Annotated in this window: 14 protein-coding genes; 6 read left to right on the top strand and 8 right to left on the bottom strand. The window is 77.0% G+C overall.

Going from position 1 to position 12,635, the window contains the following annotated elements; translation table 11 throughout:
• Positions 1-2: 2 nt before the first annotated feature.
• Positions 3-407 carry a recombinase family protein gene (locus IE219_RS09520; RefSeq protein WP_189976157.1) on the bottom strand — a complete coding sequence of 135 codons (405 nt, stop codon included), beginning with the start codon at positions 405-407 and terminating at the stop codon, positions 3-5.
• A gap of 108 nt (positions 408-515) precedes the next feature.
• Here IE219_RS09520 and IE219_RS09515 point away from each other — a divergent pair, with 108 nt between their 5' ends.
• Positions 516-1,295: an MBL fold metallo-hydrolase gene (locus tag IE219_RS09515; protein ID WP_189976407.1), complete on the top strand. Its 780-nt coding sequence runs from the start codon at positions 516-518 to the stop codon at positions 1,293-1,295.
• Positions 1,292-1,954 carry a DedA family protein gene (locus IE219_RS09510; RefSeq protein WP_229849681.1) on the top strand — a complete coding sequence of 221 codons (663 nt, stop codon included), beginning with the start codon at positions 1,292-1,294 and terminating at the stop codon, positions 1,952-1,954. The genes IE219_RS09515 and IE219_RS09510 overlap by 4 nt, the downstream gene beginning before the upstream one ends.
• On the opposite strand, the gene IE219_RS09505 is transcribed toward IE219_RS09510, so the two are convergent.
• From IE219_RS09505 to IE219_RS09495, 3 genes are all read right to left on the bottom strand, one after another.
• Complete coding sequence (locus IE219_RS09505; protein WP_189976156.1) at positions 1,934-2,968, bottom strand: MBL fold metallo-hydrolase; 1,035 nt, start codon at positions 2,966-2,968, stop codon at positions 1,934-1,936. The genes IE219_RS09510 and IE219_RS09505 overlap by 21 nt on opposite strands.
• 74 nt (positions 2,969-3,042) lie before the next feature.
• Positions 3,043-4,278, bottom strand: coding sequence for an aminotransferase class I/II-fold pyridoxal phosphate-dependent enzyme (locus tag IE219_RS09500; RefSeq protein WP_189976155.1), 1,236 nt, complete (start codon positions 4,276-4,278; stop codon positions 3,043-3,045).
• Positions 4,279-4,360: 82 nt separating this feature from the next.
• Complete coding sequence (locus IE219_RS09495) at positions 4,361-5,557, bottom strand: sulfite oxidase (protein WP_189976154.1); 1,197 nt, start codon at positions 5,555-5,557, stop codon at positions 4,361-4,363.
• Between the two features lie 490 nt (positions 5,558-6,047).
• Between IE219_RS09495 and IE219_RS09490 the strand changes: the two genes are divergently transcribed.
• Both IE219_RS09490 and IE219_RS09485 read left to right on the top strand, forming a co-directional pair.
• Positions 6,048-6,869: a methyltransferase domain-containing protein gene (locus tag IE219_RS09490; RefSeq protein ID WP_189976153.1), complete on the top strand. Its 822-nt coding sequence runs from the start codon at positions 6,048-6,050 to the stop codon at positions 6,867-6,869.
• A gap of 107 nt (positions 6,870-6,976) precedes the next feature.
• Positions 6,977-7,312, top strand: a complete 336-nt coding sequence (locus tag IE219_RS09485; RefSeq protein ID WP_189976152.1) for a DUF6204 family protein — start codon at positions 6,977-6,979, stop codon at positions 7,310-7,312.
• Here IE219_RS09485 and IE219_RS09480 read toward each other — a convergent pair.
• The 3 genes from IE219_RS09480 to IE219_RS09470 all read right to left on the bottom strand — a co-directional run bounded on the left by IE219_RS09480 (position 7,293) and on the right by IE219_RS09470 (position 8,674).
• Positions 7,293-7,853, bottom strand: coding sequence for a GNAT family N-acetyltransferase (locus IE219_RS09480; protein WP_189976151.1), 561 nt, complete (start codon positions 7,851-7,853; stop codon positions 7,293-7,295). The genes IE219_RS09485 and IE219_RS09480 overlap by 20 nt on opposite strands.
• A gap of 156 nt (positions 7,854-8,009) precedes the next feature.
• Positions 8,010-8,426 carry a hypothetical protein gene (locus tag IE219_RS09475; protein WP_189976150.1) on the bottom strand — a complete coding sequence of 139 codons (417 nt, stop codon included), beginning with the start codon at positions 8,424-8,426 and terminating at the stop codon, positions 8,010-8,012.
• Positions 8,423-8,674 carry a lipopolysaccharide assembly protein LapA domain-containing protein gene (locus tag IE219_RS09470; protein ID WP_189976149.1) on the bottom strand — a complete coding sequence of 84 codons (252 nt, stop codon included), beginning with the start codon at positions 8,672-8,674 and terminating at the stop codon, positions 8,423-8,425. Before IE219_RS09470 ends, IE219_RS09475 begins: the two co-directional genes overlap by 4 nt.
• Before the next feature lie 156 nt (positions 8,675-8,830).
• Here IE219_RS09470 and IE219_RS09465 point away from each other — a divergent pair, with 156 nt between their 5' ends.
• Complete coding sequence (locus IE219_RS09465; protein ID WP_189976148.1) at positions 8,831-9,625, top strand: GntR family transcriptional regulator; 795 nt, start codon at positions 8,831-8,833, stop codon at positions 9,623-9,625.
• Positions 9,626-9,739: 114 nt separating this feature from the next.
• Complete coding sequence (locus IE219_RS09460; RefSeq protein WP_189976147.1) at positions 9,740-10,828, top strand: adenosine deaminase; 1,089 nt, start codon at positions 9,740-9,742, stop codon at positions 10,826-10,828.
• 15 nt (positions 10,829-10,843) lie between these two features.
• On the opposite strand, the gene IE219_RS09455 is transcribed toward IE219_RS09460, so the two are convergent.
• Positions 10,844-12,610, bottom strand: a complete 1,767-nt coding sequence (locus IE219_RS09455; RefSeq protein ID WP_189976146.1) for a serine/threonine-protein kinase — start codon at positions 12,608-12,610, stop codon at positions 10,844-10,846.
• Positions 12,611-12,635: the final 25 nt, after the last annotated feature.

The following is a 12,635-nucleotide window of genomic DNA, read 5'->3' as shown; positions in this document are numbered from 1 at the left end:
GGTCAGCCGCCGTCGTAGCCGGCGGTGGGCATGGAGAGGCGGCGGTGGACGGCGGCGCGGGAGGCGGCGTCGTAGCCCGTCCCCTCGACACCGGCGGTCTCCAGCCGGACGCCGCGCCGGGCGCACTCGGCGCGGAAGTCCGGCACCGAGGTCAGCGCGCGGGCGAGGACCCGCTCGTTGGCGGCGACGAAGAGGTCGACCTCGCCGGACTCCACGTCGGCCCACAGTTCGTCGTGGTCGGGGCGGATGCCGTAGAAGAGGAGCTCGCGGGCGAGGACGTAGCCCCGCTCGTCCGCCCAGCGGGCGCACGCGTCGCGCTGGCCCCGGGTGTCGACGAGGAAGGGCGCGGAGTCGAGTTCTTCGAGCGGGGTGAGGCTGGCGATCGCCGCCACCCGGACGTCGTTCATGCGCCGAACCCTACTGCTCCGGCGGGGGCGCGGGGAGGTGGGGGAACGCGCCGGACGGCCCTACCCTCGGGGGGAAGGCCCGTGCGGGGCACCCCTGAGGAAGGACGGCTGCCGGTGGAGGTCACCTGGTGGGGGCACGCGACCTGCACGGTCGAGGACTCCGGGGTCCGCGTCCTGACCGATCCGCTGTTCGCGCGGCGGCTCGCGCACCTGCGCCGCCGGCGGGGTGCTCCGCCGCCGCCCGAGGCGGCCGTCGCGGAGGCGGTCCTCGTCTCGCACCTGCACTCCGACCACCTGCACCTGCCGTCGCTGGCCCGGCTGGCGCCGGGGACCCGGCTGGTGGTGCCGCGCGGCGCGCCGGACGCGGTGCCGGGGCTGCGCCGGCTCGCCGCGCGCGGGCTGCGGCTGACCGAGGTGGAGGCCGGGGACGCGCTGGTCGTGGAGGGGGTGACGGTGCGGGCGGTGCCCGCGCTGCACGACGGGCGGCGGCTGCCGGTGGGGCGGCACCGCTCCCCCGCGCTGGGGTACGTCGTCGAGGGCGAGGCGCGGACGTACTTCGCCGGGGACACCGGTCTCTTCGACGGGATGGCGGAGGCGGTCGGGCCGGTGGACGTGGCGCTGCTGCCGGTCGGCGGCTGGGGGCCCTACCTGGGGCACGGGCACCTGGACGCGGGGCGGGCGGCGCAGGCGCTGGCGGAGCTGGCGCCTGCGGCGGCGGTGCCGGTGCACTACGGGACGTACTGGCCGATCGGGCTGGACGGGGTGCGGCCGCACGAGTTCCACGCGCCGGGCGACGAGTTCGTCAGGAAGGCGGCCCGGCTGGCGCCGAAGGTGGCGGTGCACCGGCTGGGGCACGGCGAGCGGGTGCGGCCGGAGGTCGCCCGGTGACCGGTGGTCTGCTGGCGGCGGTGCGGGACCTGCCGCCGGAGTCGACGCAGCAGGCGGTCGGCTATCCGTCGCTGTTCCTCCTGGTGGCGCTGGGGGCGCTGGTGCCGGTGGTGCCGACCGGGGCGATCGTCAGCTCGGCCGCGGTGGTGGCCTTCCACCAGTCGTCGCCGTTCGCGCTCCTCGTGGTCTTCCTGCTGGCCTCCTCGGCGGCCTTCCTCGGCGACCTGGCGCTGTACGGGCTGGGGCTGCGCGGGGTCCGCTCCCGCAACGGCTCGCGGTGGCTGGACGCGCTGCGGGCCCGGGCGGCGCCGGACCGGCTGGCGCACGCCCAGGAGCGGCTGGACACCCACCAGGTGTCGGTGCTCGTGCTGTCCCGGCTGGTGCCGGCCGGGCGGATCCCGGTGATGCTGGCCTGTCTGCTGTCGCGGATGCCGCTGCGCCGGTTCGCGCGGGGCGACGCGGCGGCCTGTCTGGCGTGGGCGGCGACGTACCAGCTGATCGGCGTCCTGGGCGGGTCGCTGTTCCCGGAGCCGTGGCAGGGCGTGGTGGCGGCGGTGGGGCTGACGGTCCTGGTGAGCGGGGCGCCGGCGGTGTGGCGGCGGCTGCGGGGCCGCCGCCGCGACGGGAAGCGCGGGGGGCTACGGCGCGAGGACGCGTGACCCGCCGACCGGCAGGTCCCACAGGTCGTCCCGGGGCAGTCCGGCCCGCTGCCAGGCGGCCCGGACCCGGGTGAGGGGTTCGAGGACGGGCTCGCAGGAGAGGACGAAGGTGGCCCAGTGCATGGGGGCCATCCGGCGGGCGCCGAGGTCCTGGTGGGCGCGGACGGCCTCCTCGGGGTCGGTGTGGACGTCGCGGAGCCACCAGCGGGGGTCGTAGGCGCCGATGGGCAGGAGCGCCAGGTCGATGCCGGGGTGGCGGCGGCCGATCTCGGCGAACCAGTGGCCGTATCCGGTGTCCCCGGCGAAGTAGATCCGCCGGCCGGCCGGGTCGGTGAGGACCCAGCCGCCCCACAGGGAGCGGCAGGTGTCCAGGAGGGTCCGCTTGGACCAGTGGTGGGCGGGGACGAAGTCGAAGCGGACGCCGTCGAGTTCGGCCGCCTCCCACCAGTCGAGCTCGGTGACGCGGGTGAAGCCGCGGCGGGTGAACCAGCGGCCGAGGCCGGCCGGGACGAGGACGGGGGTGGCGCGCGGGAGCCGTTTGAGGGTGGGGGCGTCGAGGTGGTCGAAGTGGTTGTGGCTGATGACGACCGCGTCGACGGGCGGCAGGTCCTCCCAGCGGACGCCGACGGGGGTGAGCCGGGCGGGGGTGCCGAAGATGCGGCGGGACCAGACGGGGTCGGTGAGGACGGTGAGGCCGCCGACCCGCAGGATCCAGCTGGCGTGCCCGGCCCAGGTGACGGCGAGGGTGCCGGGTCCTGCGGGCGGCGGCGGGCCCGGTTCGAAGGGCAGCAGCGGCACGTCCCGCAGTCCTTCGGGGCGGGGGCGTACGGCTCCTTCGCGGGCGAGCCGGGCCAGGGCCCGGACGCCGGGCAGGGGGGCGGTGAGCCGGTCGGCGAAGCTGCGGGGCCAGTCGTGCCGGAGCCGGCCGAGCGGCCGGAGCACGGAGGGGGCCGGGGCGGGGGGCGGGTACGGGGCCCCGGCCGCCGGGGCGGGGCGGGCCGTCCGTTCGGTCATCTGCGGGCTCCGTTCTGCGCGGTGGGGCGTCTGCCCGGGGGCTTTCCCGGGCGGCTTTCCGGGGACGGGTTCGGTCAGGCGGGGCCGGTCAGGGCGGCGGTGATCTCCGCCAGACCGCGAACGGCCGCGGGGAGGGTCTCGGGGGCGCGGGCGGCGAGGGCGTCGGCGCGTTCGTGCGGGGTGGGGCCGAGCAGGGGCGCGGTGTCGAGGCGGACGCGCAGGGCGCCGGGTTCGTCGCCGAAGCGGTGGCCGCCGGGGACGGGGCGGCCGAGGCGGGCGGTGAGGTGCTGTTCGAGTTCGGGGGAGTCGGTGACGCCGCGGGCGGCGAGGGCGTCGCGGAGCGGTCCGAGGTCGGCGTAGAGGTGGCGGCCTGCCCTCGGCGGGCGGGCGAGGGCTCCGGCGGCGAGGACGGTGCGGTGCAGGGCGGCGGCGAGCCGGCCGTGGGCGGCGGCGGCGCGCAGGGCGGGGACGGCGACGTCCTCGGGTTCGTCGAGGGCGTGGGCGGCGGCGGGGGCGACCGGGCCGGGCAGGAGCGCGCCGAGGGCGGTGAGGACGTCGAGGGCGCGGGCGCGGGGGTCGCGGTAGCGGTCGGCGCGGTCGGCCCCGGCGGGCGGGAAGCGGGCGACGGCGCAGGGCCAGGCGGCGGGGACGAGGCCGCCGCCGGCGAGGTCGGCGAGGACGGTGACGTGGTCGGGGTGGGTCTCGGCGGGGCTGACGAGGACGGTGCCGCGCGGGTCGTGGAGGGTGTCGCGCCAGGTCTCGTCGCTGATGACGTGGAGTCCTTCGGCGACGGCGGCCTCGCAGCTCTCGCGGACCAGTTCGGGCGGGGCGACGGTGGCGGTGGGGTCGTCGGCGACGCAGAGCAGCAGGACGCGGGGGTCGCCGCCCTCGGTGCGGATGCGGCGGACGGTCTCCAGGAGGGCGTACGGGTCGGGGACGCCGCCCGCCTCGGCGGGGGTGGGCACGTGGTAGGCGGGCCGGCCCAGGAGGCGGATCTGCGGGGTCCACCAGGCGGGGCAGGGGCGGGGCAGCAGCACGTCGCCGCCGTGGGCGGCGAGCAGGGCGAGGAGCAGGGCGGGGGCGCCGGGGGCGGCGAGGGCGTCCTCGGCGTGGCCGCGCAGGCCGCGGCGCCACCAGTAGCCGGCGGCGGCCTCGCGCAGCACGGGTCCGCCGCCGGGCGGTTCGGGGGCGGTCCGGCCGGCGGCGGCCGCGAGGAGGGCGGCGAGTCCCGGGGGGACGGGCCGGCCGCTCTCGGGCGCGGGAGGGCCGTAGCGCACCGGGCCGCGGCCTTCCGGAGCCGTCTCCCGCATGTCCCGTACCTCCTGAGCGCGGGGGGCGCCGGGCACGGCGTCCCCGTGTTCTTTATACGGAGGTTCGCGGTGGTTCGCCCGCTCAGACGACGGTGACCGGGTGACGGACGACGGCGTCGAAGAGGTAGCCCTGGGTGTTGGGGACGGCGGTGTCGGGCTGGGTGTGGCCGACGGCGTCGGTGGTGCGGGAGAGGAGGGTGGCGGGGCCGGGGCGGTCGGGGCGCCAGGGCAGTGACCAGCGGACCCAGGCGCCGCGCCGGGGGCCGTCGTGGAGGCGGGCGGGGCGCCAGGTGGCGCCGCCGTCGGTGGAGACGTCGACGGCGCGGACGGGGGCGTGGGCGGACCAGGCGCGGCCGGTGAGCCGGTGGGTCCGGCCGGCCTCCAGGGTGGCGCCGAAGGGCAGGTGGTGGGCGGACTTGAGGGTCTGCCGGGTGAGCGGGGCGCTGCCGCCGGCCGGGTGGGCGGCGCCGAAGAGGCGGTACCAGTCGGTGGACCAGGGGCTGGTGAGGGGGCGGGTGGAGACCTCGATGTCGCCGAGCCACTTGATGGAGGCGATGCCGATCCAGTGCGGCACGATGAGCCGGACGGGGTGCCCGTGGTCGTACGGGAGGGGCTCGCCGTTCATCTCGTACGCGAGGATCACGTCGTCCAGCGCCTTGGCGACGGGCAGCGGGCGGCGGACCCGGCCGTGGTCGGTGCCGCCGGAGATGTACGGGTCGTCGAGGCCGCGCGGCAGCAGGTCGACGGCGTCGTGGGCGAGTCCGGCGCGGTGCAGGACGTCGGCGAGGCGGACGCCGCGCCAGCGGGCGGCGCCGACGGCGCCGAGGGTCCAGGCGGTGCCGGAGACGGTCTGGCCCTGCTGGGTGGTGTAGAGGCCGCGGCCGTTGCCGGCGCATTCGACCAGGGCCGTCCGGGTGACGGAGGGCAGGGAGCGGAGCTGTCCGTAGCCGAAGGTGACGGGAGCGCGGCCGTGGAGTCCGTCGCCCCAGAGGGTGAGCTTCCAGTCGGCGGCGTCGAGGACGGGGGTGGAGGTGTGGTTGCGGACGAAGAAGCGGTCGGCGGGGGTGAGGGGGCCGGTGTCGGCGAAGGTCTCGAAGCGGGCCTCGGCGTTGGTGCCGCGCACGGTGAAGTACGCCTCGGGGAGCGGCTTGACGATGCCGGGGGCGGCGGGTGCGGCGGCGGCCGGGGTGGCGGCGAGTCCGCCGAGCGCGGCGGCGGCCGGTCCGGCGGCGAGGGCCTTGAGGAGGGAACGGCGGGCGGGCGCGGGCGGGTGCGGCACGGGACTCCTCGGCGCGGTCGCGGGTCGGGCCGCCGGGCGGCGGCGGGCCGATCGTAGGGGCGCGCGGGGCGTCCGGCCGGGTTCCGGGCGGCCTGTTCACGAGGCTGTCACGTGGACGGGCGTCCGGGCGGGGCGCGGGAGGGGCCGCGGGAGGGGTACGGATACCGGTACGGGAGCGGCGGGGGTACGGGAGCGGCGGCGGGCCGGGAAGCACGGCGGCGGTCCGGTCTCCCCAGGAAACCGGACCGCCCCGCGGTACGCGCCCCCCGTTGCGCGTCCCCCCGGGCGGAAAGATATAGAAATCTTTTCTAGAAACCAACTTCAATCCGTTCCGCTTCCGGGCCGGACCCCCCGCCCCTCCCCCGAACTCCCGCCCGCGCTTCCGCCGTTCACCCCCCTCCCTATGTCCATATCCCAAGACGCCCATCTCACGATTCGGCGTTTGGCCCTACCGTGGAGGACACGCACCCACACCGAGGGAGTCGCTTCCATGACGCACGCCCGTGAGACCGCCGTCTACACCCACGGCCACCACGAGTCGGTCCTGCGCTCGCACAGCTGGCGCACCGCCGCCAACTCGGCGGCCTACCTGCTGGACGAGCTGCGCCCGGGGCTCGACGTCCTGGACATCGGCTGCGGCCCCGGCACCATCACCGCCGACCTGGCCGCCCTGGTCGGTCCCGGCGGCCGGGTGACCGGCGTGGACGCCGCCGAGGACGTCCTCGCCAAGGCGCGCGCCACGGCGGACGGACGGGGGCTTGAGAACGTGGAGTTCGCGGTCGCCGACGTCCACGCCCTGGACTTCCCCGACGACTCCTTCGACGTCGTCCACGCCCACCAGGTGCTCCAGCACGTGGGCGACCCGGTCCGGGCGCTGCGCGAGATGCGCCGGGTGTGCCGGCCGGGCGGGGTCGTCGCCGCCCGCGACAGCGACTACGGCGCCTTCACCTGGTACCCCGAACTCCCCGTGCTGGACGGATGGCAGGAGCTGTACCGGCGGGTGGCCCGCGCCAACGGCGGCGAACCGGACGCCGGGCGGCGGCTGTTCGCCTGGGCGCGGGAGGCCGGCTTCACCGACGTCACCGCCTCGGCGGCCGCCTGGTGCTTCGCCGCCCCCGACGAGCGGGCCTGGTGGAGCGGCCTGTGGGCGGACCGCACCGTCGCCTCCTCCTACGCGGGCCTGGCCGTCGAGGGCGGCCACACCACGCGCGCCGCGCTGGAGGAGATCGCAGCGGGCTGGCGCGCCTGGGGCGAGCGGGAGGACGCCTGGTTCATGGTCCCGCACGGCGAGATCCTCTGCCGGGTCCCCTGACCCGGGACCCCGCGCTTAATCACGGGCGCCCCGGCGGGATCGGTGCCTAGGGTGGAGGGTCGCCCGCCGCCGTGGCGGGCGGCGGGAGCGAGCACGGGAGTACGAGGATGGGCACGCCGCACACCTACCGGGTCATCGTCCGGGGCACCTTCGACGGGCTGTCGGAGGCGAGCCGGACACGGCTGCTGGCCGAGGTCGAGGAGCACGGCATGGCCGCGATGCGGTTCACCGAGGAGGGTTCGCTCGCCTACGACCGGACGCTCAAGCACTTCTCGTACCGGCTGGTCGTCGAGTCGGACGCCGAGGACGGCGACGAGATGGCGGGCGCGCTCGCCGAGGAGCGGGTGGAGGCGGCGCTGGCCGCCCTGGGGCACGGCTACAAGGGCCTCAAGTCGAAGGTGACCGACCTCGACACCATGAAGATCAACCGCAAGGGGCGGTGACCGCCCAGCGCTCGTGGTCCCGCCAGGCGCCGTCGATGAACAGCATCGCGGGCGAGAAGCCCTCCAGGCGGAAGCCGGCCCGGCGGACCAGGGCGCGGGACGGGGCGTTGCCCGGCTGGATGTTCGCCTCCAGCCGGTGCAGGTCCATCGGCCCGAAGGCGTGCGCCAGGAGCAGGCCGAGCGCCTCGCCCATCAGCCCGCGCCCGGCGGCGTGCGCGAAGGCCCCGTAGCCGAGGGCGCCGCTGCGGAAGGCGCCCCGGACGATGTTGTTGACGGTGAGGAAGCCGGCGATCGGGCCGCCCGCGCCCGGGTCCCCGCCGTGCTCGCAGACGAGGAAGCCCGCGCGGGACGGGTCGCCGGTCAGCGCGCCCGCGTAGGCGGCGTACCGCTCGGCCGTCAGCGGCGGGAACAGCCACGGCCGGTGCAGTGCGGTGCTCTCCGCCGCGCGGGCGGTGAACTCGGCGGCGTCGCCGGGGGTGAAGGGCCGCAGCCCCACCCGGGGCCCGGCCGTGACGTGGGGCGTGGGGGCGTCGATCGGCACCGGTCCAGGTTAACGGCGCACCGGAACCGATCCGTTCGGCCCCGCCGGGCCCGGCCCTGTTCGATCCGGTCCGGTCCGCTCCGGTGGTCCCGGTCCGGTCCGCCCCGGCGGTTCCCGTCCGTTCCGCCCCGGCGGTCCCGGTGGTCCCCGTCCCGTTCAGCGGCGCGCCGTCGTCACCCGGACGGGGCAGGGTTCGCCCTTGCGGAGGACGCCGATCACGACCGTCGTACGGCGGTCGAGGCCCTCGCCCGCGGCCGGGTACTGGGTGCAGACCCGCCAGTGCGGCGGCCACAGCACCCGCCGGTCGCGGCCGCTCGCATCGTGGACATCGAGCCGGGTGCGGTGGTCCAGACGGGTGAAGACCCGCCACAGGCCCCGGCCCCGGAAGTCCGGCATCCGCGGCCACCCGGGGACGGCCTCGCGGGCCCGCCGGGCGCGGGCGCCCGCGCCGGTGGCGCGGGGCCGCGCGCGGCCGCCGGCCCGTCCGGTGTCCGTGCCTCCGGTCGCGCCCGCCGCCGCGGCCGCGGCGGCGGCCAGCGCGGCCCCGGCTCCGATCAGCGCCCCGCGTCTCACTTGCGCCCCCTCGCGCCCCTCCGGCCCACGTACCAGCCGCAGGCCGCGCCCAGCAGGGCGGTGCCGAGCAGCGCCAGGTAGAGCGGCATCGTGACCTCGGGGATCAGCAGCCGGATCTTGACGTCGCGGGTGTTCTCGAAGATGAAGACGAGCAGGAGGACCGCGACGACCGCCATCCCGATCCGTCCGGGCGTGATGCCTCCGAACCGGTCTCCCCTGCGCGTGCCTGCCGTGTCCTTGGGACTCATGCCCGGTCCTCCTCCGTCGTCCGTCTCGGGCGTACCCGTGGGACCAGAATGGGGGGACCGGCCCGCCGAGGGGCGGTGGACGACTCCGTCCGGGTGACTTGTCAGACAACGTGCGGCCGCTACGGTGGAGGCCGGACCACAGTACGAGGAGGGGCCTTGGCGGTCAGCGGGCACCGGCGGCGGCCGGTGGTGGCGCTCTACGAGCGGATCGCGGACGCCGTCCACGACGGCACCTACCCGCCCGGCTCGACCCTCCCCTCCGAGCCGAGGCTCGCCGCCGAGCTGGGGGTGAGCCGGCCGGCCCTGCGGGAGGCGCTGCTGCTGCTCCAGGAGGACGGGCTGCTGACGGTGCGCCGGGGCGTGGGCCGGACGGTGAACGCCCGGCCGCCGCGCCGCGGCTTCGAGCACCTCCAGCCGCTGGAGGACCTGATCGGCGGCGGTACGGGTCCCCGGGTACGGGCGCTGCTGCGCACCCTGGAGGAGCCCACCGACTTCACCACCCAGCACCTGCTGGCCCCGGCCCGCGCCGAGCTGCGGTTCTGGGAGTCCCTGCTGGGCGGGGAGGCGGGCCCGGCGGCGCTGTGCCACGAGTGGGCGGCGGCCGACGAGGTCCTGGACCGGGTCCATCCGGCCTTCGCCCGCGCCCTGCGCGCGACCGGGGCGGACGGGGCCGCCGAGGCGCACGGCGGGGCGGACGGCGGGGCGGACGGCGGGGCGGTCTCCATGCTGTCGGTCCTGCTCGGGGCCTCGCGCGAGGTGGCGCTGCGGGCCGGCGGCGGGATCACGGCGACGCTGCTCGGGCGGCGGCGCGGCGAGCAGCTGGGCCGCCCGGCGGACACCCCGGCGGTGCTGGTCACGCAGGTGGTGCGGGTCGGGGACGTCCCGGTGCTGGCCGCCAAGCACATGCTTCCGACGGGCTCTCCGGCGCTCCCCGTGCTCCAGTCCCACTGAGACCGGGGCGGGGCCGCGCGCCGCCGGACGCCGCGCGGCCCGGGCCCCCGCCCTCGGAGCCGTACCTCTGCGTCCTCTCCCCCGGGCGGTGGTGATGACGTACACTTCCCGGCCATGCACTTGTCTGACAACTCTGCCGTTCCTGCCCCGGTCGCCGTCTCCGACTGGATCCGCCGCGCGCCGAAGGCCGTCCTCCACGACCACCTCGACGGCGGGCTGCGCCCGGCCACCATCGTCGAGCTGGCCCGCGCGTGCGGCTACACGGCGCTGCCCACCGAGGACCCGGCCGCGCTGGCCGTCTGGTTCCGGGACGCCGCCGACTCCGGCTCCCTGGAGCGCTACCTGGAGACCTTCGCCCACACCTGCGCCGTCATGCAGACCCGCGAGGCGCTTCTCCGGGTCGCCGCCGAGTGCGCCGAGGACCTGGCCGAGGACGGCGTCGTCTACGCCGAGGTGCGCTACGCCCCCGAACAGCACCTGGAGGCCGGACTCACCCTCGAAGAGGTCGTCGAGGCCGTCAACGAGGGCTTCCGCGAGGGCGAGCGGCGGGCCGGCGGCCGGATCACCGTCCGCACCCTGCTCACCGGCATGCGGCACACCGACCGCTCCCTGGAGATCGCCGAACTGACCGTCGCCCACCGCGACAACGGCGTGGCCGGCTTCGACATCGCCGGCGGCGAGATCGGCAACCCGCCCGCCCGCCACCTGCCCGCCTTCCAGCACCTGAAGCGGGAGAACTGCCACTTCACCATCCACGCGGGCGAGGCCGTCGGCGCCGAGTCGATCCACGAGGCGGTGCAGGTCTGCGGCACCGAGCGGATCGGGCACGGCGTGCGGATCACCGACGACATCGCCGAGGACGGCACGCTCGGCCGGCTGGCCGCGTACGTCCGCGACAACCGGATCGCGCTGGAGGTCTGCCCGACCTCCAACCTCCAGACCGGCGCGGCCAAGGACTACGCCTCGCACCCGATCGACGAGCTGCGCCGCCTCGGCTTCCGCATCACCCTCAACACCGACAACCGCCTCGTCTCCGGCACCACCATGAGCGAGGAGTTCCAGCACATGGCGGACGCCTTCGGGTACGGCCCCGAGGTCTTCGAGGAGTTCACGGTCGCCGCCCTGGAGGCCGCCTTCCTGCCGCTCCCGGAGCGCCTGCGGCTGATCGAGGAGACCGTGCGCCCGGGGTACGCGGCGCTGTAGCCGCGGGGGCGGCGGCTACCGCCATCTCTGGTAGTCGCCCGTGTTGGACACGTGGGTGTAGACCTCCCCGTAGGCGTTGGAGTCGAGGAAGAAGCCGGTGGCCTTGTTCTCGAAGCGGTACGCGCCGTCGCTCCGGCGGAGGTACCACTCCTGGTAACTGCCGTCGTTGCAGGGCAGCGTGTAGACCTCCTGGTCGGCGTTGCTGTCCAGGCACCGGGAGGTGGCCACGTCCTCCAGGGCGTACTCGCCCGCGTCCCGGGCGACCACCCGCCACCGCTGGTAGTCGCCGCCGTTGCAGTCGAGGGTGTACACCCGCCCGTAGGCGTCGCTGTCCAGGCAGAGGCCCGTGGCGACGTCCACGAACTCGCCCTCGCGGGGGACGGCGGGCCGCTGCGCCGGGGGCGGCGGGGTGGTGGTGTCCGGGTCCGGCTCCCCGCTCGTCGACGGGGCCGGGGGCTCGGACGCCGGGGTCGTGGCCGGGGTGGTCGTGGGCGCGGGCTCGGTCGTCGGGTCCGGGGACTCCGTGGACGGCTCGACGGAAGCCGGGGTTCCGGTGTCCGGTGCGACGGTGCCGGTGCGGCTCGCGGTGCCGCCGGGGCGGCCCGCGGCGCCGTCCTGGTCGGTGAGGCCGAGGGGCGCCAGTTTCCAGACGGCGAGGGCGAGTACGGACACGACGGCCGCCGCCGCGACGGGCGCGAGCGCCTTCCGCCCCGACCGGACCGCCGGGACCGGACCGGTCGGCGCGGGGGCGGCCGGGACGGGGGCGGTCGGGACGGGGGCGGTCGGCGCGGCGGGGGCGGGACGGGGCCCGGGGCCGGCCGCGTCCTCGGGCGGTGGGGCGGCGGGCGCGCGACCGGGCGGTGGGACGGCGGGGGCCGGACCGGGGGGTGGGACGGGTGTCGGGGTGCGGGGCCGGGCGGGCGGCGGTCCCGTGACCGTCCGGGTCGCCGCCGCGGTCCGCATCGCCCGCAGCCGGCGGGCGACCTCCCGCGCGTCGCCCGGCCGGTCCCCGGGGTCCTTGGCCAGCAGTTCCGCGACCAGGGCGTCCAGCGCCGCCGGGAGCCCGGGGCGTAACGCGCTGGGGACGGGAGGTTCGGCCGTGGTGTGCCGGACCCACAGCTCCTGCCACTCGCCCTCCGGGAACGGCAGGCGTCCCGCGCAGAGTTCCATGAGCACGCAGCCCAGCGCGTACAGGTCGGCCCGGCCGTCGACGCTCTGCCCGGTCCACCGCTCGGGGGCCATGTAGGGGAGCGAGCCGACGATGGTGCCCTCGGTCGTGACCCGGGGCGCGTCGGGCCGTTCGACCTGCTGTCGGGCGAGGCCGAAGTCGAGGATCCTGACCTCGCCGGAGCGCGTGATCATCACGTTCGCCGGCTTCACGTCCCGGTGGACGATCCCCGCGTCGTGCGCGACGGCCAGCCCCTCGCAGATCTGCTCGGCCCACGTCAGCGCGGTCTCCAGCGGCGGCGGGCCCTCCTGGAGGACGTCCGCCAGCGGGGCGCCGTCCACGAGCTCCATGACCAGGTAGAACGTGCGCCGCCCGGCGTGCTCCGTCTCGCCGAAGTCGTACACCGTCGCGATGTACGGGTGGCGCAGACCGCCGCTGAGGCGGGCCTCCCGCACCATCCGCAGCCCCTCGACCGGGGAGCGGGGCACCATCGTCTTCACGGCGACGTCCCGCTGGATCCGCGGGTCGCGGGCCCGCCAGACGATCCCGAACCCCCCGGCGCCGAGCCGCTCCTCCAGCCGGTACCGCCCCGCCAGCACCTCACCCCGCCGCATGCGCCCCCCCAGCTCTCGACAGTGC

Origin of the sequence: Streptomyces termitum (genome assembly GCF_014650175.1) — a bacterium.
Classification (GTDB): Bacteria; Actinomycetota; Actinomycetes; order Streptomycetales; family Streptomycetaceae; genus Streptomyces; species Streptomyces termitum.
This window is presented reverse-complemented; position numbering and strand designations above follow the sequence as displayed.

What these genes read in the sequence shown, in the direction of transcription:
- IE219_RS09490 (WP_189976153.1), top strand. Translation starts at nt 6,048, where the DNA reads ATGACGCACGCCCGTGAGACCGCCGTCTACACCCACGGCCACCACGAG.
- IE219_RS09520 (WP_189976157.1), bottom strand. Translation starts at nt 407, where the DNA reads ATGAACGACGTCCGGGTGGCGGCGATCGCCAGCCTCACCCCGCTCGAA.
- IE219_RS09485 (WP_189976152.1), top strand. Translation starts at nt 6,977, where the DNA reads ATGGGCACGCCGCACACCTACCGGGTCATCGTCCGGGGCACCTTCGAC.
- IE219_RS09505 (WP_189976156.1), bottom strand. Translation starts at nt 2,968, where the DNA reads ATGACCGAACGGACGGCCCGCCCCGCCCCGGCGGCCGGGGCCCCGTAC.
- IE219_RS09460 (WP_189976147.1), top strand. Translation starts at nt 9,740, where the DNA reads ATGCACTTGTCTGACAACTCTGCCGTTCCTGCCCCGGTCGCCGTCTCC.
- IE219_RS09455 (WP_189976146.1), bottom strand. Translation starts at nt 12,610, where the DNA reads ATGCGGCGGGGTGAGGTGCTGGCGGGGCGGTACCGGCTGGAGGAGCGG.
- IE219_RS09470 (WP_189976149.1), bottom strand. Translation starts at nt 8,674, where the DNA reads ATGAGTCCCAAGGACACGGCAGGCACGCGCAGGGGAGACCGGTTCGGA.
- IE219_RS09500 (WP_189976155.1), bottom strand. Translation starts at nt 4,278, where the DNA reads ATGCGGGAGACGGCTCCGGAAGGCCGCGGCCCGGTGCGCTACGGCCCT.